Source organism: Pseudomonas sp. Leaf48 (genome assembly GCF_001421885.1).
Classification (GTDB): domain Bacteria; phylum Pseudomonadota; class Gammaproteobacteria; order Pseudomonadales; family Pseudomonadaceae; genus Aquipseudomonas.
Window position 1 is genome coordinate 700444 of the sequence record NZ_LMLH01000028.1, and the last position, 24686, is coordinate 725129.

23 protein-coding genes and 1 pseudogene are annotated in these 24686 nt (G+C 56.8%); 13 read left to right on the plus strand and 11 right to left on the minus strand.

What is annotated here, in order from left to right:
• Positions 1 to 44: 44 nt before the first annotated feature.
• The gene (locus ASE98_RS18960) at positions 45 to 224 is read left to right on the plus strand and encodes a hypothetical protein (RefSeq protein ID WP_060542851.1); all 180 of its coding nucleotides are present in this window, start codon (positions 45 to 47) and stop codon (positions 222 to 224) included.
• Between the two features lie 302 nt (positions 225 to 526).
• On the opposite strand, the gene ASE98_RS18965 is transcribed toward ASE98_RS18960, so the two are convergent.
• The 3 genes from ASE98_RS18965 to ASE98_RS18975 are packed head-to-tail and all read right to left on the minus strand — an operon-like array spanning position 527 to position 6002.
• Positions 527 to 1123 carry a glutathione S-transferase gene (locus ASE98_RS18965; RefSeq protein ID WP_060542852.1) on the minus strand — a complete coding sequence of 199 codons (597 nt, stop codon included), beginning with the start codon at positions 1121 to 1123 and terminating at the stop codon, positions 527 to 529.
• Positions 1120 to 4761, minus strand: coding sequence for an AAA family ATPase (locus ASE98_RS18970; protein WP_060542853.1), 3642 nt, complete (start codon positions 4759 to 4761; stop codon positions 1120 to 1122). Before ASE98_RS18970 ends, ASE98_RS18965 begins: the two co-directional genes overlap by 4 nt.
• On the minus strand, positions 4758 to 6002 hold the full coding sequence (locus tag ASE98_RS18975) for an exonuclease SbcCD subunit D C-terminal domain-containing protein (protein ID WP_060542854.1): 1245 nt from the start codon (positions 6000 to 6002) through the stop codon (positions 4758 to 4760). The genes ASE98_RS18970 and ASE98_RS18975 overlap by 4 nt, the downstream gene beginning before the upstream one ends.
• Before the next feature lie 409 nt (positions 6003 to 6411).
• Between ASE98_RS18975 and ASE98_RS18980 the strand changes: the two genes are divergently transcribed.
• Positions 6412 to 7779, plus strand: coding sequence for a lytic polysaccharide monooxygenase (locus ASE98_RS18980; RefSeq protein ID WP_060542855.1), 1368 nt, complete (start codon positions 6412 to 6414; stop codon positions 7777 to 7779).
• Between the two features lie 54 nt (positions 7780 to 7833).
• Here ASE98_RS18980 and ada read toward each other — a convergent pair whose 3' ends face one another.
• The 5 genes and pseudogenes from ada to ASE98_RS18995 all read right to left on the minus strand — a co-directional run bounded on the left by ada (position 7834) and on the right by ASE98_RS18995 (position 10353).
• Positions 7834 to 8898: a bifunctional DNA-binding transcriptional regulator/O6-methylguanine-DNA methyltransferase Ada gene (gene ada, locus ASE98_RS18985; protein WP_060542856.1), complete on the minus strand. Its 1065-nt coding sequence runs from the start codon at positions 8896 to 8898 to the stop codon at positions 7834 to 7836.
• An 87-nt stretch (positions 8899 to 8985) separates the two neighbouring features.
• On the minus strand, positions 8986 to 9666 hold the full coding sequence (alkB, locus tag ASE98_RS18990) for a DNA oxidative demethylase AlkB (RefSeq protein ID WP_060542857.1): 681 nt from the start codon (positions 9664 to 9666) through the stop codon (positions 8986 to 8988).
• Positions 9663 to 9749 (minus strand): annotated as a pseudogene (locus ASE98_RS27320) (2OG-Fe(II) oxygenase); the annotation flags it as partial. The pseudogene ASE98_RS27320 and the gene alkB, both read right to left, overlap by 4 nt.
• A gap of 97 nt (positions 9750 to 9846) precedes the next feature.
• Positions 9847 to 10020, minus strand: a complete 174-nt coding sequence (locus ASE98_RS26690) for a hypothetical protein (protein WP_156465527.1) — start codon at positions 10018 to 10020, stop codon at positions 9847 to 9849.
• Between the two features lie 30 nt (positions 10021 to 10050).
• Complete coding sequence (locus ASE98_RS18995) at positions 10051 to 10353, minus strand: DUF1883 domain-containing protein (protein ID WP_007912251.1); 303 nt, start codon at positions 10351 to 10353, stop codon at positions 10051 to 10053.
• Between the two features lie 192 nt (positions 10354 to 10545).
• On the opposite strand from ASE98_RS18995, the gene ASE98_RS19000 reads away from it, so the two are divergent.
• Both ASE98_RS19000 and ASE98_RS19005 read left to right on the plus strand, forming a co-directional pair.
• Positions 10546 to 10902, plus strand: a complete 357-nt coding sequence (locus ASE98_RS19000) for a hypothetical protein (RefSeq protein WP_060542858.1) — start codon at positions 10546 to 10548, stop codon at positions 10900 to 10902.
• Positions 10903 to 10974: 72 nt separating this feature from the next.
• Positions 10975 to 11205 (plus strand): hypothetical protein, encoded by a 231-nt coding sequence (locus ASE98_RS19005; RefSeq protein WP_060542859.1) that lies wholly within the window; start codon positions 10975 to 10977, stop codon positions 11203 to 11205.
• 11 nt (positions 11206 to 11216) lie between these two features.
• On the opposite strand, the gene ASE98_RS19010 is transcribed toward ASE98_RS19005, so the two are convergent.
• Complete coding sequence (locus tag ASE98_RS19010; RefSeq protein WP_060542860.1) at positions 11217 to 11498, minus strand: hypothetical protein; 282 nt, start codon at positions 11496 to 11498, stop codon at positions 11217 to 11219.
• Positions 11499 to 11626: 128 nt separating this feature from the next.
• Positions 11627 to 11815 carry a hypothetical protein gene (locus ASE98_RS19015; RefSeq protein ID WP_060542861.1) on the minus strand — a complete coding sequence of 63 codons (189 nt, stop codon included), beginning with the start codon at positions 11813 to 11815 and terminating at the stop codon, positions 11627 to 11629.
• A gap of 289 nt (positions 11816 to 12104) precedes the next feature.
• On the opposite strand from ASE98_RS19015, the gene galU reads away from it, so the two are divergent.
• The 9 genes from galU to gorA all read left to right on the plus strand — a co-directional run bounded on the left by galU (position 12105) and on the right by gorA (position 23414).
• Complete coding sequence (galU, locus tag ASE98_RS19020) at positions 12105 to 12944, plus strand: UTP--glucose-1-phosphate uridylyltransferase GalU (RefSeq protein ID WP_060542862.1); 840 nt, start codon at positions 12105 to 12107, stop codon at positions 12942 to 12944.
• 505 nt (positions 12945 to 13449) lie between these two features.
• On the plus strand, positions 13450 to 14883 hold the full coding sequence (locus ASE98_RS19025) for an NAD(P)/FAD-dependent oxidoreductase (protein WP_060542863.1): 1434 nt from the start codon (positions 13450 to 13452) through the stop codon (positions 14881 to 14883).
• Positions 14880 to 15731 carry a HemK/PrmC family methyltransferase gene (locus tag ASE98_RS19030; RefSeq protein WP_060542864.1) on the plus strand — a complete coding sequence of 284 codons (852 nt, stop codon included), beginning with the start codon at positions 14880 to 14882 and terminating at the stop codon, positions 15729 to 15731. The genes ASE98_RS19025 and ASE98_RS19030 overlap by 4 nt, the downstream gene beginning before the upstream one ends.
• 22 nt (positions 15732 to 15753) lie before the next feature.
• Entirely contained in the window at positions 15754 to 17025 is a 1272-nt protein-coding gene (locus ASE98_RS19035) for an aminotransferase class I/II-fold pyridoxal phosphate-dependent enzyme (protein ID WP_060542865.1), read from the plus strand.
• Between the two features lie 43 nt (positions 17026 to 17068).
• Positions 17069 to 17404 (plus strand): chorismate mutase, encoded by a 336-nt coding sequence (locus ASE98_RS19040; protein WP_060542866.1) that lies wholly within the window; start codon positions 17069 to 17071, stop codon positions 17402 to 17404.
• Positions 17401 to 19467 (plus strand): aminodeoxychorismate synthase component I, encoded by a 2067-nt coding sequence (gene pabB, locus ASE98_RS19045; protein WP_060542867.1) that lies wholly within the window; start codon positions 17401 to 17403, stop codon positions 19465 to 19467. Before ASE98_RS19040 ends, pabB begins: the two co-directional genes overlap by 4 nt.
• Positions 19464 to 20336 (plus strand): prephenate dehydrogenase dimerization domain-containing protein, encoded by an 873-nt coding sequence (locus tag ASE98_RS19050; protein WP_060542868.1) that lies wholly within the window; start codon positions 19464 to 19466, stop codon positions 20334 to 20336. The genes pabB and ASE98_RS19050 overlap by 4 nt, the downstream gene beginning before the upstream one ends.
• A 162-nt stretch (positions 20337 to 20498) precedes the next feature.
• Positions 20499 to 21959 (plus strand): MFS transporter, encoded by a 1461-nt coding sequence (locus ASE98_RS19055; RefSeq protein ID WP_201782598.1) that lies wholly within the window; start codon positions 20499 to 20501, stop codon positions 21957 to 21959.
• 96 nt (positions 21960 to 22055) lie between these two features.
• Positions 22056 to 23414, plus strand: coding sequence for a glutathione-disulfide reductase (gene gorA / locus ASE98_RS19060; protein WP_060542870.1), 1359 nt, complete (start codon positions 22056 to 22058; stop codon positions 23412 to 23414).
• On the opposite strand, the gene ASE98_RS19065 is transcribed toward gorA, so the two are convergent.
• Complete coding sequence (locus tag ASE98_RS19065; protein WP_060542871.1) at positions 23411 to 24445, minus strand: DNA-binding protein; 1035 nt, start codon at positions 24443 to 24445, stop codon at positions 23411 to 23413. The genes gorA and ASE98_RS19065 overlap by 4 nt on opposite strands.
• Positions 24446 to 24686: the final 241 nt, after the last annotated feature.

A 24686-nucleotide genomic window follows, 5' to 3' on the forward strand; every position in this document is an offset into this window, starting at 1 on the left:
GCCCCACCGGGCAAGTAAGCCAACTGACTCCGAGGATTAGCGCCATGAACTTCAACCTCTTCTCTGTAATTGCCGCTTCCGCCATCTCCGCTACCGTTGCCCTGCCAGCCAGTGCCAACGTTGAAATCAGCGACAGAAAAGCCCACACCCAAAGCTACACCCAGAAATACCTGCAACAGAGCGCGAATTTCTACGCCGCGCTGGATCACAAAACCCAGCACTGAAAGTCCAGCTTTTGCGACGGGGGGGCTGTGGCGAGGGGGCTTGCCTGTGGTGAGGGGGCTTGCCTGTGGCGAGGTGAACTTGCCTGTGGTGAGGGGCTTGCCTGTGGCGAGGGGGCTTGCCCCCGTTGGGTCGCGCAGCGACCCCCCCCTTGTCCAGTTCAGCTATGCGGCAGTTTTAATTTCGAATAGCTCGATTGCCTCAAGATACGCTGGGGTTGCTGCGCGACCCAACGGGGGCAAGCCCCCTCGCCACAGGCAAGCCTCTCATCACAGGCAAGCCCCCCTCGCCACAGGTGTGGGGCTTACTTCTTCATCACCGCCGTGAACAACTCCGACTCCAGCAACCGCTGCAACCACGCCTGCAAACGCCGATACGGCGTCTGGGCGAACCACTCGCGGTCGACATGGGCGAACTGTCGTACGAATGGCATCAGTGCCATGTCGGCCAAGGTCGGATGATCGGCCAGCAAGTAATCGCGACGCTCCAGCAGCTCATCAAGCTCGCGCAAGAACACTTCACCCTCGGTGCGATAAAACTCCATGGGCTGCTCGGGATAACGCTCGGCGTATTTGTAGCGATTCAAATGCACCTTGAACTGCGTGTCGTTCTCTTCGATCAGCCTGGCGATTTGCTCGGTTCCGACTGGATCATCCTTGAGCAACCAGTCCTGCGGATCATTCTGTGCCAGGGCCCAGCGCATGATGTCCAGGCTTTCATCGATCACCCGGCCGTCAACACTCAACACCGGCACCGTGCCCTTGGCGGACAGCGCGAGCATCTCGGCCGGTTTGGCTTTCAGGCTGACCTCGACGATGTCCACGGCAACCCCCGAGTAACGCAGGGCCAGGCGCGCCCGCATGGCATAGGGGCAGCGGCGGAAGGAATACAGGGTGGTCATTTCACCTCCAGGGTGCTCAAGCCGTTGCCCTGGCGCTGGACCTGGATCTGCACCGGTATCCGCTCATGCATTTCCTGTACGTGAGAAATCACTGCGACCTTGCGCCCCTGTGCCTGCAAACCGTCGAGGGCATCCATGGCCAGTTGCAGGGACTCCGGATCGAGGCTGCCGAAACCTTCGTCGATGAACAGCGATTCGATCTTCAGCGTGCTCGACGCCATGGACGCCAGTCCCAGCGCCAGCGCCAGTGACACCAGGAAGGTCTCGCCGCCGGACAACGAATGCACCGAACGCAGCTCGTCGCCCATTTCGGTATCCATCACCAGCAGGCCCAACATGCTGCCGCCACGCTTGAGGCGGTAGCGCCGCACCAGTTGTCGCAGTTGCACGTTGGCGTGGTGGACCAGCAGGTCGAGGTTGTAGGCCTGGGCGATCTTGCGGAAAGTGTCGCCGGTGGCCGAACCGATCAAGGCATTGAGGCGTGCCCAGCGCTGGTACTCGGTGTAGGCGTCGGCAATCTGCTGGCCCAGGGCCTGATTGGCATTTTGCCGGCGCTGATCTTCGACCTGTTCGGCACGCAGTTCCGCGCACAGCTGTTCGCTGACGGCGTACTGGCCCTGCAAATCGCCGAGGGCGCTGTCGAGTTGTTCGGCGTCGATGTTGCCGTTGTGCTGCGCCTGATGCTGGAGCAAGACCTTGTCGCGCTCCTGCACCAGAACCTTGGCCTGTTCGATGGCTTTTTCGCTGTCCTGCAAGCGTTGACGCAACTCGCTGACGCAGGCGTCATCGACCAGCAGTAATTCTTCAAGGCCGGCGTCATCCAGTTGCGGATGGCGGGCGCGCCAGTCGGCGATTTTACCGGCGAGTTCACGCTCTTCGCATTCAAGTGCTTGCAAGCGTTCCTGTTGTGCCTTGAGTTCGGCGGCGATTCGCACTTGCTGAGTGACTACGTTTTGCAGTTCCTGGGTCGTCGCGGTTTCGGCGCTGCGTGACGTTTCAACGTCCCGTTCCAGTTGTTGCTGCCACTGCTCGGCGCTGCCGTGTTTGCCGAGCAACTGCCCGAGGGTCTGCTGGCTCGCCTGTTGTTGTGCGGCCAGTGCATTGAATTGCTGCTCGGCGGCTTGCAATTGCTGCAGTCGGGTTTGCTGCCGATCCTGTTCCTTCTCAAGGTGTTGTTGGCGCTGTTGCTGTTCGGCCAGCTCCTCCTTTTGTTGCTCGAGTTGCGCCAGGCGCTCGGCAATCTGTCGGTCGAGCTGCAGGAAGGTCGCGGCCGGCTCGACGCGCAGCGCTTGCAGTGTCTCGGCCGGCAAAAGGCTGGCGAATGCTTTGAGTTCTTCGTCCAGACGCTGCTGGTCGTTGCTCAATTCCCGTTGTTGATTGTCCAGATGGCGTGCCGCTTGCTGGTGCGCGGTTTCGGCCTGGCGCAGTTGTTGGGTCAGGCGCGCGGCATCCTGTTGCAGGGTGAGCAGGGCGCTCTGGCGCTGCTCGTCCTGACCGATGCTCTGATTCAACTGGCTGTTTTGCTGGGCGAGCCAGGTATCGCGTTTCTCGCTGTCCTGATTCAGCAACTGACTGGCCAGCGGGTGCGCTTGCAGGCTGGGTGTCACGGTTTGCTGGCGGGTCGCCAGTTGCTCCTGCTGTTGCAGCAGTTCCTTTTGCTGGGCGATCAGTCCGCCGACTTCGGCGCGCAGGTCGGTGAGTTTTTCCTTGAGCAGATCGACGGCTTTCTGGGCGTTGGCCTGTTCGCCTTCATCAAAGCGGCCGAGGCTCTGCAGCAGCGCTTCGGGCTGATGATAGGGGTGCTCTTGGCTGCCGCAGACCGGGCAGGGCTGGTCATCCTGCAATTGTGCACGCAGTTCCTCGACACTGGCGCTGCGGGCCAGGCGCTGACGCTCCAGCAGCTCGCGGGTGACGCTGAGGGTCTGCTCGGCGACACTCAGCTCAGCCTTGGTTTTGACCCCGTCCTGGGTCAGGCGCTCACGCTCCTGTTGCGCACTGAGCTGGCGCTGTTGCAGCTCGGCGCCGCGCTTGTCCAGTTCCTGTTGGCTGGCCCACAAGCGGGTCAGCTCTTCGATCGCGCGCAGCTGTTTGCGGTTGTCCTGCAGCAGGCTGCCGAGAATGCCGATCTGCTCGGCGACGGCATCGGGTTCGGCGCCGGCCTCCTTGTATAGCACTTCCAGCTGTTGCTTCTGCGCGGTGAACGCTTGCGCGCTGTGCGTGGCGTTCTGCTCCAGGGTGGCCAGTTCCGCCTGCCCCTGGTTCAGCCGGTTGCCGATCAGCATCAACTGCTGCAGGCGATCGCGGTAGGCAGTCCAGGCGTTGCTCAAGGGGGCCAGATGGCTGCTTTGCTCAAGTTCGGCGGCGATGCGCTGCAAGTGCGCGGCGACCTGGGTTTGCCGGTCGTGCAGGGTTTGAATCGCACTTTGGCCCTGAGTGCACGCCTGTTCGGCGACGAGCTTCGCTTCGGCGCCAATGGCGGTGTCTTTGGCCAGGCGGGCGAGGGTGCTTTGTTCGTCGAAGGCCTGGCGCAAAAGCGGCGCGCTGTCGGTTTGCCGCTGTTGCGCTTCGGCCAGGGCGATCCGCACCGCGCCCAGCTCCTGCTCCAGCTGCGTCTGGCGCTCGCCGAGTACGCCGTGTTGCTGAGTGTGCAGGGCAATCTGCGCCGCCAAGGGGGTCCGTAATGCATCGATTTCGGTTTTGCGGGCGAACTGATGCCGCTGGGGGCCGAGTTGCTCCAGGCGGGTCAGCTGCAGGCGCTCGCCGTCCAGGCTTTGCCAATGGGACTGTGCCGATTGCAGTTGCTCAGTGGCGCTGTGTTGCGCGTCCTGCAACTGGCGCAATTCCTTGAGCCAGGTGTGCTGCAATTCGAGCTGCTTGAGCTGCGCCTGCTGCAATTTCAGCTGTTGTTGTGCGCCATTGAAGCGCTCATCAAGCTGCGCCCGGGCCTCGGGGGCCAGGGGTGTCACACCGCTGGCCTGATCCTGCAGCAGCTTGTGGGTTTCACGGGCTTCTTTGGCCTTGTCGAAGGCGCGCCGGCCGAGCCGGGTATAGAGCGCAGTATCGGTGAGTTTTTCCAGCAGCTCGCTGCGTTCGTTGTCGTTAGCCTTGAGGAAGGCGCTGAATTCGCTCTGGGCGAGCAACACCGCGCGGGTGAACTGCTCGAAGTTCAGACCCAGCACGGTTTCGAGCTGGACCTTGAAGTCGACTTTCTGGCTGGCCAGCAATTGATCCAGATCGATGTCGCGCAGGCTCTGGCGACTGGCCTGCAGCTTGCCGCCGGCCTTCTCCCGGGCGCGATTGGCTTCCCAGCGGGCGCGGTAGCGGCGGCCATCGATGCCGACAAAATCCACTTCGGCATAACCTTCACCGGTGCCGCGACGCAGCAGGGTGCGCGGATCGCCCGTGCTGATTTCGCCGTCGGCGTCCGGCGCCTTGGCCGACACCTGGGCGTTGCTCAGCCGCGGCACGGCGCCAAACAACGCAAGGCACAAGGCGTCGAGCAGGGTGCTTTTGCCGGCCCCGGTCGGCCCGGTGATCGCGAACAGTCCCGCGCTGGCCAAGGGTTCGGCGGTGAAGTCGATGTCGAACGGCCCGGCCAGGGAGGCGAGGTTTTTCAGGCGGATGGCGAGAATCTTCATGGTTGTTCGCTCTCCATCTGCACGTCTTGCAACAGCTCGGCAAAGTCCTTGAGGGTTTGCTCGTCGACCTCGCTGCCGTAGTTGTCCTGCCAGGCGCGGCTGAAAAGCTCCTGTGGAGTGAGTTGATCCAGTTCGATCAGCGCACCGCCCTCGTCGTTGCCTTCACGGCTGCCTGAGCCTGCGTATTCGGCGGCGATGCGCACCAGGCGCACGGCCTTGCCTTGCAGGGCGGTTTCCACTTGCTGGCGCAGGTCGGGCTGCGGCTCGTCGAGGCGTACCCGTACTTCCAGCCAGGGCTGGCGCTGGATGTCGGCCAGCAGATCGATGTTCGGTAGATCAGCCAGGAGCAGCAGTACGTCCGCCATCGGCGCAGGACCGATGCGTTGCAGGTTGACCGCGCGGGGTATCAGTTTCGGTTCGACGCTGACCAGGGTTTCGCCATCGAGGGTGATGTCGAGAATCTGGTGCTGGTAGCCGATTTCGGAGAACGACAGCGGAATCGGCGAGCCGCTGTAGCGGATGCGTTCTTCGCCATTGACCTTCTGCGGCTTGTGCAGGTGACCGAGCGCCACATAGCTGATGCTCGGCCCGAACAGGCTCGCCGGCAGGGCTTCGGCATTGCCGATGATGAGGCTGCGCTCGGAATCTTCCGACACCGAACCACCGGCCATGTGCGCGTGGCTGATGGCGATCAGCGCTTGGCCGGGTTGGCGCCTGGCGTTGGCCGCCTCGATCAGCCATTCATGCACCTGGCCGATGCCTCGCAAGTAGTTGTCACCCAGGTGTGCGCCGGTGACTTCCGCCGGGCGCAGGAACGGCAGCGCCAGGCACCAGGCGGCGATGGCGCCGCTGGCATCCGGCAGCGGCAACAGCAGGCGTTCGGCGTCCAGTTGTCCGTCGTCGAGCCACAGCACGCGACCCAGCGCATGGGTGCGCAAGCGGCGCATCAAGGGCGCAGGCAGTTCGATCCGGGAGCCGGAGTCGTGGTTGCCGGCGATCATCACGATGGTCAGCAGCGGCTGCTGCTCGTGGGCACTGACGATGAAATCGTAGAGACGTTCCTGGGCTTTGACCGGCGGGTTGACCGTGTCGAAAATGTCGCCGGCGATCAGAAGCACATCCGGCTGATCCAGCTTCAGCTGGCGCAGCAGCCAGTCGAGAAAGCAGCCGTGTTCGAAATCGCGATCCTGGCCATGCAGGTATTGCCCAAGGTGCCAGTCGGAGGTGTGAAACAGACGCAAGGCGAACTCCGTAGGAATAAAGGTCACTGCCGCGAGGAAATGGATGCGGCGAAAGGAGGAGAGTTTACTGGCAAAAGACCGAGGCTGCTGGATCCCTTGAAAGAGAATGGGGGGCGCAGGGGCGGTTCGAGAATGAACACCGGAGGCTCTGAAATGCCCTTTCAGGGTAGGGGGCTTGCCGGAGAAAACTGACGAGCGGTGGCGTCGAACTGTCAGTTTTTACAGTAGGCATGATCTCGGACAAAGCGCTTAATTTGTTTCGTACGTGGTGTCCAGCCGGACGTGAAGGACCACGCGTGCATTTTTTCGTGAGGCAAACGTACGGTTGCCCCAGCCGCTGAGGTCGTGATGGCAGCGCTGTGATTTGCACGGCATCGACTGTTGCAACCGGCAAACAATGGAGAGTCCCATGTCACAGCGTCGTGTAAATGTCATCAGCAAAAGCCCCAACCCGCGCCATGGACACGTCTTTTCCCCTAAGTCCAGAGCCTATTTTGCCTGGGAGGCAGGCAAGCTCGATTATGGTGCGCTGAACCAGCGAGAATCGGGCAAGTTTTTCCCTGCGACAGTCGGCGATCTGCATGACCCCTATGCACCGCAAGACCAGACCAGTTTCGCGCCGCCGCCTGATGGTAAAATTGCCAGTGCAAACCAGGCCACCGGGGCCATGCTGGATGAGCCGGGCTCGCATTGGCAAAAACACCCAGTGTGCCCTGGTGAAGTGCTGGAGATTTCCTGGTATTTCACCGCCAATCACGTGTCCCGGCGCTGGGTCTATTTCCTGACCAAGAAAGATTGGGATCCCGGCAAGGTGCTGTCGCGAGACCAATTTGAACCAGAGCCGTTTTATACGGTGCAAATTAATCTGCAACCGTTCTGGGAACATTCGGAGCAGATGAAGCCACCGACACCGACCGTTCACGGGCTGCCGCTGCCCGAGCGCAGTGGATACCATGTGTTGCTGGCCGTCTGGGAAGTTGCTGATACCCCAAATGCGTTCTATCAGGTGGTGGATCTGGATTTTGTGCCGCCGGATGGCGGGGGTGAACGCCCCTCCGTACCGACCGGGCTGAAAGCGGTGAGCATCACCGACAAGCAAGTGGAACTCGCTTGGAACGAATCGGATGGTCCAGCCCCGATTGCGTTTTATCGTATCAAGCGCAACGGGACCATGTCCGTGGATGTGCCTGCACCGGCGTTGACCTGGACTGACAGAGGCGTTCTGCCTCAGACCCACTACAGCTACGTCATTACGGCGCATGACGAAGCGGGCGAAGTTTCCGATCCGAGTCGGCCGGTTCAAGTGCAGACGCTGCCCGAAGGTGGCGGCCCCAGCGCTCCGATCAATCTTCACTCAATGGGGCAGACAACCCAGAGCATCACGCTGATGTGGGGGGCTTCCACCGGCACGGCGCCCATCGTGAACTACCTGATCTACCGGGATGGCGTTGTAGTCAAATCGCTCAGTGCCACCCAGACCGAGTATGAAGACACGGGGCTGACACCTGACACCGAGTATCGCTATGAAGTCAAAGCGCTCGACCTGGATGGGAAACTGTCCCCACCGAGCAATCTTTTGCGTCAGAAAACCAAGGCTGAAGGTGGCGGCCACCCGGCATGGAAGCTCGATACCTTCTATGAAACCGGCGCTCTTGTGAGTCATGGCGGCGGCATTTGGCGTTGCTTGCAAAGACACACCTCGTATGCACCTGATTGGGCGCCAGGCCTGGACACCAGCGAGGTACTTTGGGCTGCGCATACGCCAGCACGCAAATAGGTCCAGCAGGACGCCTCGCCACTGGTTGGGGCGTGGCGTCCTGTCCCCGGATCATTAAAGCGTTTCGCGGTCCAGCAACTGCCGCTTACGTTCAACCCCCCAACGATAACCCGACAGATTGCCATCGCTGCGCACCACGCGATGGCAAGGGATCGCCACCGCCAGACGGTTGGCGCCGCAGGCTTGTGCCACGGCCCGGACGGCTTTGGGCGCGCCGATCCGTTGGGCGATCTCGGCATAGCTGGCGGTGCTGCCGACCGGGATTTCCCGCAGGGCTTGCCAGACCCGCTCCTGAAACGCGGTGCCTTGCACATCCAGAGGCAGGTCCAGGCCGATCGCCGGCGCTTCGATAAAACCGACCACCCGGGCAACCAACTGCTCGAATTGCTGATCGGCGCCAATCAGATTGGCGCGCCGGAACTTGTCCTGCAGATCGCAGACCAGTTGCTGTGGATCATCGCCCAGCAGAATCGCGCACACTCCGCGCTCACTCTGCGCCACCAGAATCGCGCCGAGTGAGCACTGGCCGATGGCGAAACGAATATCATTGTTCTGGCCGCCCGCGCGGTAATCGCCGGGCTTCATCCCCAGCAGGTGGTCGGCCGCTTCATAGAAACGGCTATTGGAATTGAAGCCGGCCTCGTACAGGGCGTCTGTCACCGTGCCGCCGTCCGCCAGGCGTTCGCGAACCCTGCGCGAGCGATGGGCGGCGGCGTAACCCCTGGGGGTCAGGCCGGTGACGGCTTTGAACACGCGATGGAAATGGAAGCTGCTAAGGCCCGCGGCTTCAGCCAGTTCGGCCAATGCCGGCGGTGTCTCTGTGCTTTCGATGCGGCGGCAGGCGGCGGCCACGGTCGCGGCATGTTGTGCCGCAACGGCGCTCTGGTCCTTGCTTGCGCGCTTGCTGGGCCGGTAGCCCGCAGTCCGGGCCTGCTCGGCGGTGTCGAAGAACTCGACATTCTCAGGCTTGGGCAGGCGCGCCAGGCTGCTGGGGTTGCAATAGATACCGGTGGTTTTCACCGCGTAGACAAATTGCCCGTCGGCCTTGGGGTCCCGGGCAACGACGGCGGCCCAGCGCGGATCGTTTTCTATGCTGATCGTGGTCATTTGCGTCGTCATGGCGGCCTGTCCGGTGGGTGGTTCTGTGCAGGTTAACCAAGCTTGAGTGTCTTCACACTCCGGCGCTTGCGGTCAAACTCCAGGGCTTCAACCTGCGGTGCGGAAGGTGAAATTGATACGTTGTTCACCCAGTCGCGGGTGCAGGCCGTCCTTGATCGGCAACACGCCGTGATAGCGCAGGCGATCCCCGCCACCCCAGACCACGATGTCGCCGTGCAGCAAGGGGATTCGCTGGCTTTTGTCGCTGCGTTCAAAACCGCCGAACAGGAACATTGCCGGCAGGCCCAATGACACCGAAACAATAGGGGCCGCCAGGCAGGTTTCGTTTTTATCCTGATGCAGTGACATTTTAGCGCCGGGGATATAACGGTTGATCAGGCAGGAGTCCGGCACAAAGTCGGCGAATCCCGCCTCCGTTGCCGCCGCTTGAGCCAGCTGGTAAAACGCCTCGGGCATATCCGGCCACGGCAGGCCGCTTTGCGGGTCGTGGCGGGTGTAGCGATAGCCGCTGCGGTCGGTGGTCCAGCCCCAGGTGCCGCAGCTGCTGAGGGCTACCGACATGGTAAAGCCGCCGGGCGTGATCATCTGGCGAAACGGCGCGGCTGCCAACACCGCCTCTAGTGCGGGCAACACGCGCTCCAGCCAGGTCAGGGCGAAGCCTCTGAGAACGTATGATTGCTCACCGATCTGCTCGCGCCTGGGCGCTTGCTCGGGCTCTGCATCGGCAAACAGATCGAAAGTCATCGGATTCATAGGCTCATGACGCATCGTTCGAGAAATGCCTGGTGGGACTCAGGAAAGCGCACTGCCAGCCCCATCTGTTCATGCCAGCGTTTGGCAATGGGCACCAGGCCTTCCGGATTCGAAGTGACCAGTCTGAAAGGCATTGCCAGGGCGGACACTCCGACTCTTGCGGTCAAACCGTCCAGATGGTCGCGGCAGAGGGTGTTACAGGGCTTTGCTGACGCTGATTTCGCTGATCACGTCGCCCTGGCCATGAATGGCATCCAGCGCTGCCCTGGCTTCTTCTGCGGTGCCGTTTTCAAGTTGCGCGAACTCGAAGCGGCGTTCGCCGTTGAGCTTGTATTTGATGACGTACTTGGTCGTTTGAGCCACGGTCATATCTGCCTTTCTTTATATCGGGTACGTCACTCAGCTCAGTTTTGTGCTGGAGCGGCGGATGATTTTGATCGAGTGCGTCAGCGTCGGTTTACGGGTCACGCTGATCGCCCGGCGGTTGACCGTATCGATGGTGATGTTCCAGAAACCGGTGCTTGGCGCCGTGATGCGTGCCGGGAAGGTGTCGAACGCACCGCCGTGATAGGTGTGGCGACCGCCATTTTTGAAGCTGCGGAAGTTGGCGTCGTTCATCAGACGGATGTTGCACATTTGGGAGCATTGAATGACGACGATATCGTCCTCATTGAGGTGCTCGCGCTGATGGATAAATTTCATGGGGCGCCTCCAGAAGGGCTTTTTCTACAAAAACGGCGCGCAGTTTATCAGCCCGTAGGCTTTATTATCCGGCCGGGAAGGGCTCGGTGAACAATAAAAAACCGATATTGCGTAATTATTGGGCGGTAAAAGACATCGCTGCGGAGAAAAACCGGGTTTGTGTGGTCGGAGGGTCTTTATCGGAGGTTTTGTATGAAGTGGGGTGTATGGGGTCTGCCGTGGGTATTGGCAATGGGTGGTTGTGCAAGTGTCGCCGATATCAACCAGACGCTGCCGACCATGAACGTGCGTTCAGGAAAGAAGCCCCAGGAATATGCGCAGTGTCTGAGCGACAAGCTGGCTGACAGCCGCGGCGCCCTGCAAATAGAGCCGCAAAAAGACGGGCTGCGAGTCATCGTGCCGCAGAAATTGTCTTCTGGCCCGGCCGCGGTATTCGATATCGAAGAGCGCTCCAGCGGCAGCGGCATCAAGTTGCACGAACGTATCTCCAACGTGCCAGTGCGTCCACGGGATGTACAAGATGCTGCCAACGAATGCATTTCCGGCTGATAGACTATCGCCAGTTCGCATCGATGCCGTCAAAACCAGGCTTTGGCGGCATTGTCATTTCTGGAGTCGGGCATGAAGCGGGAACAGGTACGGCAACGTCATGCAGAGGGTCTTATCTCTGCCACCCATGTGATCCAGAACCCGGCATGTCCGGAGGAATGGATCGTGTTTTTCAAGAAAAGCGCCGGGCGCAGCTACTTTCTGGTGGACGATCAGGATGAAGTCGAGTCCTTCGCTCGTCTGGACGAGTTGGTCGAGACCGTGCGCGGTCTCGGGATCAAGTTCGCGGAAATCCACATGTAGGGCAGGGCGCCTTACTTGCAGACCACCACGACGCTGCGGTTCTTGTAGTTGCCAACGTCGGCGCCGAGGGTCTTGTCACTCTCCTTGAGCGAAGGCGTGCCGTCGGTACCGACAATCCGGTACCCGGTGCCAGCGCAGGAGGCCTCGGCTTTTTCGTAACAGGTGGCCCAGGAGTTGGCTTCGCCGGAACAATCGATGGTCAGGCCTTGTTCGCCATTATCCAGGTAGGTTTGTTCGGTGGTGGCGCAGCCGCAGAGGGCCAAAGCAGCTATCAGTGGCAAGATCTTGTTCATGGCGTGGTCGTCGTCAGGGGGATAGGCTAAGGCTGTGACAGCGCCGCAGGCAAAAGGTTATAGCGAAAGGCCACTTATGTGTGGAAGTTCACAAAAAAGCCCTGCGCAAAGGCAGGGCTGTGGTCGCATCAGTTCTTGTCTTTGCCGCGGCGCTTGGGTGCCGGATGCTGATCCTGGAACACCGATGCCACTTCGATGGCCAGTGCCTCGGTCGGGAATGGCCCGGCGATATTTTCGCCGGCGACGCTGTCTACCCACCATTGGCCGTCTTTCGCCTGGTTGATCAAGTACCCGTTAACGCTTTTTGCTGCCGACATTTAATAACCTCGTGGTCTGGTTCAATCGCACCATAATAGCGCCAAATGCACTCAACCAGTGTCGACAGGCGTATGGTGGTTTGTTTATTGCAGGGCCAAACCGTGCAAATCCGCGAGTCTCTGCTATCAATAATGGGCTGTCCGCAGGCCTGTTCACTCTCGCGGGGAACTATCGGCGAGAATTTTTCTCTATGATGGCATCGGATAGCCAGCGCGGGGCATTGTAAGGTGCCCGCCGCCTGATTAGACTGCGCCGAAACTCGAACACACAGCCTTTTCAAGGACTTATATGATCAAGAAATGCTTGTTCCCAGCAGCCGGTTACGGTACTCGCTTCCTGCCAGCGACTAAAGCCATGCCCAAAGAAATGCTGCCGGTGGTGAACAAGCCACTGATCCAGTACGGCGTCGAAGAAGCACTGGATGCCGGTTTGAACGAAATCTCCATCGTTACCGGCCGCGGCAAGCGCGCCCTGGAAGACCATTTCGACATCAGCTACGAGCTGGAAAACCAGATCAAGGGCACCGACAAGGAAAAATACCTGGTCGGCATCCGCAAGCTGCTCGACAACTGCTCGTTCTCCTACACCCGCCAGACCGAAATGAAAGGCCTGGGCCACGCAATCCTGACTGGCCGTCCGCTGATCGGCGACGAACCGTTTGCGGTGGTCCTGGCGGACGACTTGTGCGTCAACCTCGAAGGCGACGGCGTGCTGACCCAGATGGTCAAGCTGTACAAGCAGTTCCGCTGCTCGATCGTGGCCATCCAGGAAGTCGATCCGCAAGAGACCCACAAGTACGGCGTCATCGCCGGCGAGATGATCCGCGACGACATCTACCGCGTTCACAGCATGGTGGAAAAACCAAAACCAGAAGACGCACCGTCGAACCTGGCCATCATCGGCCGCTACATCCTGACCCCGGACATCTTCGACCTGATCGAACAGACCGAGCCAGGCAAGGGCGGCGAAATCCAGATCACCGACGCCCTGATGAAGCAGGCCCAGAACGGCTGCGTGATGGCCTACAAGTTCAAGGGCAAGCGCTTCGACTGCGGCGGCGCCGAGGGTTACATCGACGCGACCAACTTCTGCTTCGAGAACTTCTACAAGACTGGCAAGGCTTACTGATAGCGGCTTGGCTGGTGTGCTGAACAGAATAACTCACGCTGTGTAAAGCATAGGTGAGACTAAAAAGACGCCCCGACTTGTTCGGGGCGTTTGCTTTTGCGCGTTGAAAGAAAAAACTTTCAAATATTGCTGTAGCCGATTGCCCGAGGCGGATACGTCACGAGGTAAGAGTTATTTACGCGAAAAAATTGTTACTGTTCGCTATAAATGGCTGAATTTCTTTTGATAGGATTGCACTCAGTAAATATTTGTCCTTTTGAGTGCGTGTGCCCAAAAAATAAGAACTGGTGCTGCTGATATTTGAGTCTAATTCATAGTTTTTTTGCATGTCTCCGAATGTCTGAAGGCTTGTTCCTACGTCTCGCAAGAAGTTATGTCAATTTGTAACGTTGACATATCATGAAATTATTCTTGCATTGAATTGCGATGTGACGAAGCCTTAGAAATAAATAGTTTCTTGATTAATCATTTATTTCTCCGTTGCTGGTGACGGTTCGAGGTGTACATGGAATTCGACGTTATTGTCGTGGGTGCAGGAGCAGTTGGTGGCTCAATTGCATATGAGCTATCAACACGAGGTTTAAGTGTATGCCGCATAGGTCAGACGGATCGCACAAATTCAGCGTCAAAAGCTGCGGGAGCTATGAATGGATGTTTCGGGGAGGTAACAAGCGGTTTACTTTCAAGTGATTATGGTCGATTGAAACTAGATATGGACCGACAAGCCCAACACCTGTGGTCAAACTGGGCGCAGCGGCTGGCAACTTCTTCAGGTGATTCTAGTTCATTATTTACCGCTATGGGGACTCATGTGCTGCTCAATACCGCAGGCATGGATGAGGTGGATAGCGTTAACTACGACACCATCGAGAGTACCCTTCGTGAGTATGGTGAGCCGTTCGAAATTGTAGAACCACGCAAGATGGAGTGGCTTAAGCCCAACCATCTGGTTCGCCCTCTGCGGGGGTTATACATACCAAACGAACATTCGGTTAATTCGCATCTTTTACTACAGAAACTGGATGCTGCATTTCTCACCGAAGGAGGCGCTCTGAAAAATGAGAATGCTAAGCGAGTGTTGGCTGAGGGTGGAGTAGCGACGGGTGTCGAGTTGTGCAACGGGGAGGTTCTAAGGGCAAAGAAGGTTGTGGTTGCCGCAGGCGTTCAATCTCTGGAGTTGCTAAGTGATTTTGACGAACTCGTAAAAAAAATTCCACCGTTGTTTAGTGGTTATGGCGTTTCCATTCTTGTAAAGGTGCCAGAAGGGGTCGAATTGCCGAGTTCGGTCATACGGACGCCAAATCGTGCGTTTGCATGCGGCTTACACTGCGTCCCTCGTGGAGATGGAGTCTTGTATTTGGGGGCAACTAACATTATTTCGGAGCGGCCAAAGCAGCTGGCTCTCATATCAGATGTTCAGTTTTTGCTTGATTGTGCTGTTGATCAATTGAATCTGGACCTTGGTAGCGCTGAAATCATTTCTATACAAGTTGGTAATAGACCTATTCCGGCAGATGGTTTTCCATTAATTGGCGAGTGTTGCATCGAAGGTCTTTGGCTCGCAACAGGTACCTACCGAGATGGTCTGCACCAATCACCGTTGTTGGCGCGGTATATAGCTGATTGCCTAACAGATGTAGAGACATCCGATCTAGATCTCAGCCCTTTCAACCCAGTCCGTGCTCCGTTATCTGGGTTAGCCCGCGAGTATACAGTCAGGGAAACGGTACAGCAGATGTTTGCCACTGGATATGAGTATCGTTGGGATATAAAACCTTATTGGTTTCCTCTTTTAGATGAAGGGCTGTCGCGTAATTATGAGCAACTAATTAGTGACTTGCATCCGACTTTCACGCCTCCGCCGGAGTTGGTGGCATTTTCTTATCTTTATGAGTCGATCTTGAAAAGGCTTTCGCAATATTATAAGGAGTGGTCATGAGTCTTACTGATCGTGAGTATTTTGCTATTGGTCAAGCGCGGGCCATGTTGCAGGAATCTGGTGTCTGGAGCTTGGAAGAGGATTTGAGTTGTCTTATAGATCGCTATATCGAGCGGTTGGATAAAAGTCGTGCGATCGAAGAATTTATGTTGGCGGTTCAAGAGCGCTGTAACCGAGTTCCTCTTGGGCATATTGTTGGCATGGTGGAGTTTGACGAAATGCCGCTGGTGGTAGGTAGCGGCGTGTTCATCCCCCGTCCTCACAGCCAAATCATTCATAAGTGGCTTGAGACTAGCGCCGCGCTGCGAGCGGGCGTGAATGTTCTCGATTTGTGTGCTGGAAGCGGCGCGATTGGCTTGGCAATCGCACGGCGCAGACCAGATCTTAAAGTGACATGCGTGGAGTTTGATGAGATAGCGGTGCAGTACCTCAAGCGCAACATCGATCGGCTTGCCGGCAGGAAGATACGGGTCAATCACTTGCAAGCAGACATTCGTGACGAACAGGCATTTAAGCGATTCACACATGAAGTGGGTTTGATTGTCGCTAATCCTCCGTACGTCCCTCAGTCCCAGGAGTTGCTGCCTGAATGGAGTGTTCATCATCCACAGGCGTCAGTCTATTCCGGTACCGATGGACTAGAACTGATACGGCAAATCATCTCGCTCGCGGACCAGCTACTAAGTCGTGAAGGTTGGCTAGTCATTGAGCATGGTGAGGCGCAGGCCCAAGCAATACGCGAATTGTTTAAGCAGAGTCAGCTAACAAATGTACAGACGGTAATGGACAAGGAAGCGTCCGACGCGTCGGGCAGTTCAGTAATGACCGTCGGATGCAAATCTCTTTGATTTTCATAAAGGAGTTTTAGAAATGGATGCGCAAACTAAACAAGACTGGATGAGCGTTCGGCGCGGTAACACTACTGGAGCGCTTGCCAAGGCTTACAAGGAAGGACTTACAGGTTTTACCGTTGCGAGTCGTGTGGGTAAGGAAATTACATTGCAAGACGGAGGTACGTTCACGGAGTTCGTTTCGTGTTCGTACTTGGGCTTAGAAACCCATTCGGCATTGATCGGCGCCGCACACCACGCTATGGAAACTTCCGGATTGCACCTGTCGTCTTCTCGAAATGCAATGCGCCCGAGTTACCTGCCTCAATTGGAAGAGTTACTTGGTCAGGTTTACAGAGGCAGTGGCGTCGCGGTGTTTACCTCTACCAGCAGTGTCCATTTAGGTGTTTTACCGTTGCTGGGGAGTGGTTCGTTAAGTAGATACCCGGTCAAAAAACGAATCCACTGGCTGATGGACAAAACCGCCCATGCTTCGATGCAGGTACTTAGGGGGATTTTGGAGCAGTTCGGTTCTGTTTCTAGAGTTGAGTCCACCAATCCAGAATCGCTGACCACAATGCTGAAGGAATGCACCGACAAAGGTGAGACTCCGGTGCTTTTAATCGATGGAATTGGTTCGATGACCGGTCTTGTGCCCATCGCGGAGCTTTCTCGGCAACTAGAGTTGGCGAGGGGATACCTATACGTAGACGATGCTCATGGTATTTCGATCGTCGGACGTCATGGTGCGGGTTATGCCTTTTCAGCGGTTCATCACTCGTTACCAGCAAATACTATTCTGGCGGGGTCACTATCCAAGGCATTTGGTGGCTCAGGTGGTTTTGTCGTAGTTTCAGATTCACGGGATATTGAAATTATCCGAACCCTAGCGAACCCACTGATATTCGGTCACTCCATTATGCTGCCCATGCTGGCGGCGAACGTTGCCTCGGCGAAAATCCATCTCAGTGAAGAGCTCGATGTCCTGCAACAGAGACTTTGGGAAAACGTCAGCCATTTAGATTCCCTCACCTATAACAGGTTACTCAATGCAGGTATTCAATCACCGGTAAGAGGAGCGTTTTTCGAAACAGAGGAGGCCGGTTTGCAGGCTGCGAGAGTCCTGCGTGACCAAGGCATGCTGGTCTTCCCGGTGTTTTATCCAATTATTGCGAAAGGCAAAGCGATGCTGCGTTTTGCGATATCAGCAAGCCACAGTGACAAAGACATCAGGTTATTAGGGAAGGCTCTGTTGGATATGACTAGCAAAGGGTTATGGGGGCCTGCTATCGATGAGCCGGATCACGCCTGACTGACAACTATCTTCCAGAAGTTGGCTAAAAGAGGTGGAAAAGATGAAACAACAGGGACAGTTATCGCAGACAGACATGTCTAACATTTTGCAGTCGCAGCGCGAACGGCTTGACTTGATAAATTTGCAAGTTGTAGACCTGCTTTCTGAGCGAATGAAGGTTTGTATGGGCATTGCCGATCTCAAAGCCATCCATGGCATTGCGATGATGCAGCCCGGACGAATTTCCTACGTGCTCGATATGATTAAGATCCAATCGGAAGCGGTAGGATTGAGGCCTGCATACACCGAGTCGATATTCAAACTGATTATAGAAGAGACATGTATTCAGGAAGATCTCCTGATCAATCAGTATCTGGGCCCGGGGCAATCCTCATGAAAATATTGCTGATTGATAACTTCGATTCCTTCACACATAACATCGCTCAGTATCTGTATGAAGTGACAGGCATTTGCGCAGATGTAGTTAAAAATACCGCCCGGTACGATGAATTGGGCATCGGAAAATATGATGCTGTTGTCCTGTCACCCGGTCCAGGGCACCCCGGAGATGAGGGGGATTTTGGTGTTTGCGGTGACGTCATTCTCCATTCACCTGTCCCGTTACTCGGTATTTGTTTGGGTCACCAAGGCATCGCTCAATTTCTCGGGGGAACCGTGGGGCACGCTCCCAATCCTGTTCATGGCTACCGCAGTCGCATTACTCATTCAGGTAAAGGGCTCTTTCGAGATTTACCGGATCAGTTCGAAGTGGTCAGATACCATTCGTTGATGTGTACAAGCCTGCCAGCAGATCTCAAATGTACGGCCTGGACGTCTGAAGGTGTGATCATGGCAATTGAACACGTGACGAGGCCGGTTTGGGGTGTTCAGTTCCACCCTGAATCTATCGATTCAGAATATGGCCATGCGCTTTTGAGCAACTTCATACGAATGGCACTAGAGCATAACGACACCAATAGGACTCGCTTAGAGTCCGGCACGGAAAGCACGTCGTCAAAAAATGCATACGTCGCAGTAGGGGGGATGCTGAATATGCAGCTTGCTTATCGTGAATTCTCCGAATACACGGATCCACAATCAGTATTTTTAACGCTTTATGCTGATGATCGTCATGCTTTTTGGCTAGACAGCGAGAAGTCGGAAAGACCTAATGCCCGCTACTCGATCATGGGAAGCGGGGAGACTCAAGGGGCGATAAGGCTTGAATACGATGTCAACGATGAGTGCCTTAAACTTGTGGGGCCCAAGGGTAAAAAAAGCATCAAAGGCGACTTTTTTACACTGACTGCGCAGATCTTCGAATCTGTGCAAGTGGCAACCCCTCAGTACTTGCCGTTTGTTTTCAAGGGAGGTTTTGTTGGCTACCTCGGTTACGAGTTGAAGGCACTAGCGGGTGGGCGCAAAGCGTATCGTTCGGTTCATCCGGACGCTTCATTTATGTTTGCACCACATTTCTTTGTCTTTGATCATCATGAAGACAAGGCCTATGAATGCATGATGATTGCGACTGGCGAAGCTGTTGTTTGGCCGTCCTTACCTGATTTTCTCAATCGTTATGATGAGTCAGATCATTGCAGTACGTTTATTCCAGGTGCGGTAGATGAGCTGAAGCTTTCGCTTGAGGACGGACCACGTGATTACATCAGTAAGATCAATCAATCTCTCAAGTACATCACTGATGGAGAGTCGTATGAGATCTGCTTGACCAACAGGGCAAAAATGGCGTACGACGGCGCGCCTTTGAGCGCTTATCGGCGAATGCGTCAAGCCAGCCCAGTCCCCTACGGCGCCTATCTATCGTTTGCAGGATTTTCAGTATTGAGCGCTTCGCCCGAAACCTTTCTCAGAGTCGACGATAGCGGATTGATAGAGTCCAGACCGATCAAGGGGACCAGGCCGCGTAGCAACCAATTCGCAGAGGATCAACTATTGCGCGATGAGCTATGCAACTCGCCCAAGGACAGGGCCGAAAATTTAATGATTGTCGATTTGGTGCGCCATGATCTGAATCAAGTGTGCCGTCCAGGGAGCGTTCATGTTCCTGAGATTTTCTCAGTGGAAAGTTTTTCATCGGTTCACCAGCTGGTCTCAACGGTTCGTGGGCACCTTCGCTCGGATGTTACTGCGATCGAAGCTATTCGAGCCTGTTTCCCGGGTGGCTCAATGACGGGAGCTCCGAAGAAACGCACGATGGAAATTATTGACGTATTGGAGTCTTCTGCCCGTGGTGTGTACTCAGGCGCATTAGGCTGGTTATCTTTCAGTGGTGGAGCAGAACTGAGTATTGTTATCCGGACAGCAGTGCTTCAGGGTAACGAGGTCGAATTTGGAATTGGTGGTGCAATTGTTGCGCACTCCGATCCACAGCAAGAGCTCGAAGAAACTTTGGTCAAAGCGAGCGTGCCTTATTACAGTTTTGTCGCAGGGAGCGAATCATGATGAGCGACACGGTAGTTGTCTTGGGTGGGGCTGGTTTGGTTGGTTCATTGATCAGCCGCATTTTTGTGCAATATGGATACGATGTCCGGTTGGTGGATCGCAAGCCTTCGGAGCAGAAAAGTGGCTTCTATGAAGTTGATGTCACAAGCCCATTCAGTAACACCGAGTACATCTTCCAAGGGGCAGTTGCAGTTGTCTTTGCGCTGCCTGAAAGCGTGGCCATCCAGGCAATACCTTGGGTCGTTGGTTCCGTTTCGAGCGATGTTGTGTTTATACCGACTTGCTCTGTTCAGGAGCCATTTTACAGAGCATTGAAAGATTCCTCGCCCCAGCAGCCTTTCGTGGGTGTCAATCCGATGTTTTCACCCAAGCTCTCAGTTCAGGGGCGTACCGTCGCAATTTGTCTAGAAGCCAGCGACACGCCTACGACCTTCATTGAGCACCACCTGATGGGGGCTGGGATGAAGATAAAGCGAATGACGCCAGTGGCCCATGATGAGCTCATGGCGCTCTGTCAGGCGCTGCCCCATGCCGCAATTCTCGGGTTCGGTTTAGCGTTGGCAAGGTCTTCGCTAGATATGGAAAGTGCTCTTGAGGTGATGCCGCCTCCGATGCGCACAATGATGGCGTTATTGTCACGGGTTCTCGTGAATCCGCCTGAAGTCTACTGGGACATACAGCTAGAAAATGACCAGGCAAGCCATCAGCGCGCTGCGCTGGCGGAAGGGATGGAGCACTTGATTAAAAATGTCCGTAATCAGGATTACGACGAGTTCAGACGTGACCTGCAGGGCGTTTCAAATAAATTAGGCAGCCGCTTGAGTTCTGGTGCCGTCGATTGTCAGCACGTTTTTTCATTGCTGAACTGAGTAAATCCTCGCTAAGGAAGCGCGTAGGAAACGTTTCTCGGGTGCAATGAAAAATGCCTCGTGAATTTTTGTAGGCATTAAGGAGTTTTACTGATGGCATTAATAAGTGAGGCGAGATGCCTCGGGGCGAGATCAAAGCGTTGGTTGGGTCTAAGCGTCCTGATGCTACCCGTATTGCTGGTGACAGTTGACAACACGGTGCTCGGATTCGCGTTACCCAAGATTGCCGAGGCCCTGCGTCCCACTGCCAGCCAGCAGCTGTGGATGATCGATGCTTATTCGCTGGTATTGGCAGGGCTGCTGGTGTCGATGGGTGGTCTGGGAGATCGGGTTGGTCATCGTAAGTTGTTGTTGGTCGGGTCCTTGGGCTTTGCGATTGTGTCGGTGCTGACCGCGTATTCGGGTACCGCCGCACAACTGATTGCCGGACGAGCTTGTATGGGCATTTTCGGTGCAATGCTGATGCCGTCAACGTTGGCGTTGATACGTTCGGTGTTCGAGGATCGAGAAGAACGCAGGCTGGCAGTCGCGATCTGGGCGACGACATTGACGGTAGGTTCGGCACTTGGTCCCTTGGTGGGTGGGGTTTTGCTGGAATTCTTCAGTTGGGGCTCGATTTTCCTGCTGGCGGTGCCTGTGTTGGTGCCGTTGCTGGTGTTGGGACCACTGTTGCTGCCCGAGTCCGAGCGGGATGCTTCAGGACCGTTGGATCCGATAAGCATTCTGCAATCGATGGTAGCGCTTGGTGCCATTGTCTATGGCATTAAACACATTGCCAGCAGTGGTATCGACTGGATGGCGCTGACAGCATTTGCAACAGGCACAGTAGCGGGCTGGATGTTTGTGCGTCGACAATTACGTCTGCCAGTGCCGTTGATGGACCTTAGTCTGTTGCGCAATGGTGCATTCAGCGGCTCTGTAGCGATCAACCTGATGAGTCTCGCGTTTCTCGTCGGCTTCGTGTTCTTTACCACTCAGTTCCTGCAGATCGTTCTTCAGATGTCGCCCTTGAGCGCCAGCCTCGCGCTGGTTCCAGGGCAAGTCGTGGCAATTGCAGTGGGGATGGCGGTTGTGCCGGTTGCGCGGCGAGTACAGGTGCATGTGCTGATACCCATCTTGATGGCGTTTGCTGGATCGGCGTTTCTGCTGGTCGCCAGCATGGGCAGTAGCCTGACCATTCTGGTGGTGGCTTTTGCCTTGCTCAACATTGGTGTGGGTGCGATTGCGACGGTGTCCAACGATGTGATTTTGTCTGCTGCGCCACTGGCTAAAGCGGGCGCTGCGTCGGCCATCAGCGAAACGGCCTATGAAGTGGGCGTGGTGTTGGGGACGACAGTGCTCGGCGGTGTCGTCACGGCCTACTATCGCGGTGCGTTGCAGCTTCCGGGGTTTCTGAGCGACGTGCAGATGATGCTGGCGAGTGAAACGCTGTCTGGCGCTTATCATGTGGCGGGAGGCTTGTCGGGTGATCAGGCAAGGGCGTTGATGGTGCAGGCGGGGGCGGCGTTCGAAGGTGGAATCGGTTTGGTTTCGTGGGTAACGTTCGGCTTGGCACTCATGGCGATTTTGATTGCATGGCGCACTCTGCGCATACCGCAAATGCAATCTGCATTGGAGCATTGATCAAAAGTCGCGAATCCCACGCCCCGCGCATTTGAGCACAACGCTTGCTCAGCGGCCGTGCGCAGGTATGCTGTTGGCCTGCCGAGGAGATTGAAAATGGCCTACGATTTTGACCTTTATGTGATTGGTGCTGGTTCCGGCGGGGTGCGGGCTGCGCGGTTTGCTGCCGGGTTTGGTGCGAAAGTGGCGGTGGCCGAGAGCCGTTACCTGGGCGGGACCTGTGTGAACGTCGGTTGCGTGCCGAAGAAACTGCTGGTGTACGGTGCGCACTTTGCCGACGACTTCGAGCAGGCCTCGGGTTTTGGCTGGAGCCTGGACGAGGCGCAGTTCGACTGGGCGACGCTGATCGCCAACAAGGATCGCGAGATCAATCGCCTCAATGGCATTTATCGCAACCTGCTGGTCAACAGTGGCGTCACGCTGCATGAAGGCCACGCCAAAATCGTCGATCCGAATACCGTCGAGATCAATGGCGAGCGCCACAGCGCCAAGCACATTCTGATCGCCACCGGTGGCTGGCCGCAGATTCCCGATATTGCGGGGCACGAGCACGCGATCAGTTCCAATCAGGCGTTCTTCCTCAAAGAGCTGCCCAAGCGAGTGTTGGTGGTGGGCGGTGGCTACATCGCCGTCGAGTTCGCCGGCATCTTCCACGGTTTGGGCGCCGAGACCACATTGCTCTATCGCGGTGAGTTGTTCCTGCGCGGCTTCGACGGCTCGGTGCGCAAGCATTTGCAGCAAGAGCTGACCCGGCGTGGCATGGACTTGCAATTCAATGCCGATATCGCGCGCATCGACAAGCAGGCTGACGGCAGCTTGAAAGCTACCCTCAAGGACGGACGCGCGCTGGAAGTGGATTGTATTTTCTACGCCACTGGCCGGCGTCCGATGCTGGACAACCTCGGGCTGGAAAACACCGGTGTGAAGCTCGACAAGAAGGGCTTTGTCGAAGTCGATGAGCTGTATCAGACCGCTGAACCATCGATCCTCGCCCTGGGTGATGTGATCGGGCGCGTGCAATTGACGCCGGTGGCGCTGGCCGAAGGCATGGCGGTGGCACGGCGTCTGTTCAAGCCGGAGCAGTATCGTCCGGTGGATTACAAAATGATCCCGACGGCCGTGTTCAGTCTGCCGAACATCGGCACCGTTGGCTTGACCGAGGAGGAGGCTCGGGAAGCTGGCCACGAAGTGCAGCTTTTCGAAAGCAGCTTCCGGCCGATGAAGCTGACCCTGACCGAGTGCCAGGAGCGCACGTTGATGAAACTGGTGGTGGATGCCAAGACCGACAAGGTCCTGGGTTGCCACATGGTTGGCCCGGAGGCCGGTGAGATCGTTCAGGGTCTGGCAATTGCCTTGAAGGCCGGCGCGACCAAGCGCCACTTCGACGAAACCATCGGCGTACACCCGACGGCCGCCGAAGAGTTCGTCACCATGCGCACGCCGGTCGCCGGTTAATCGCCTTTGGCTGTGGCTGTGGCTGTGGCTGTGGCTGTGGCTGGCGCTGCCGCAACGGCAGCGGCCAGGCGCACGCTTTCTTCCAGGTCTGCCTGGGCCTTGGTCAGCTCGGCTTCCAGTGCCTTGTTCAGCTGCGACTGCTCGTCGACATTCTGTTTGAGTGCCTGGCTTTCCAGCAGGGCGACGCGCAAGCGTTCCTGGAGGAGGGTGCGTTCGCCGTCGACCCGGGTGGTCTGTTCCAGTAGCTGATCCTGGCGGGCGTGGCTTTGCTTGAGCTGTTCGTGCAGTGAGCTCAACTCGCGCAGGGTGCCGCGGTTTTCCGTCAGCAGGCGCTCGTTGTCGCGATGCAGTTGGGTGATTTCGTCCTGGCGCACCAGGGTGCTCTGCTGTGACTGACGCAACTCCATCTGCAGCTGCTGAACCTGGCCTTCATGGCGACTGATTTCCTGTTCGCGCTGTTCCTTCACCGCATTGCGATAGTGCTCCAGGGCATCGCGGGCATGCAGATGCTTTTCCTCAAGGGAGCGGATCTGCTCGTCCTTGTCTTGCAGGCGTAGTTCGAAATCGGCCAGTGCCTGATTCAGCCCGGCGTTGCGGGTCTGCTCGGTCTGCAGCATCGAGCGGGTGTCCTGCAGTGCGTCGGATTCCTGGGCCAGCGCCAGGCTTTGAAACTCGTACTGCTGCTGCAGCTCAGTGTTGGCGTCCTGTGCTTCGGTGAGGCTGGTTTCCAGTGCCTTGCGTTGTTGTTCGAACTGCGTGCAGGCCTGGTCGATGGGTTCCTGTGCCTGCTCCTTGAGCCGTTGGGCGAGCCTTGCGACCAGCGCCAGCAACTCGTCATCAATGGGTTCGGAGGGTGTTTCGGTGCGTTCGATGCTGTCGTCCAGCTCTTTGAGATAGCGATGGATCGTGGTTTTCGAACCGGTATTGCCCATCTCGATCCGCACGGCGTCGATGCTGGGGTTTTCGCCGCGGGCGAGGATCGCCAACCGGGCCGCTTGAACTACCGCTTTATTTACACCACCGCGAGCCATGGGGTCTCCTACGATTTAATACTGTGGTACATACCACTGACATACACATTGTACCATTGAATTGAATAAGTTAAATGCTCGATGATACTGACACGGGATATACTGGTATTACCACGTGTGAAGGTGGTTTTGATACGTTTTTGGCACAAGTGGTCCCCTGTAGGAGCGAGCATGCTCGCGAAAAACCAGAGAGCCCCGTGGGCATTCAGGAAGCCCGCGTTATCGTTGGCGTCCATCGCGA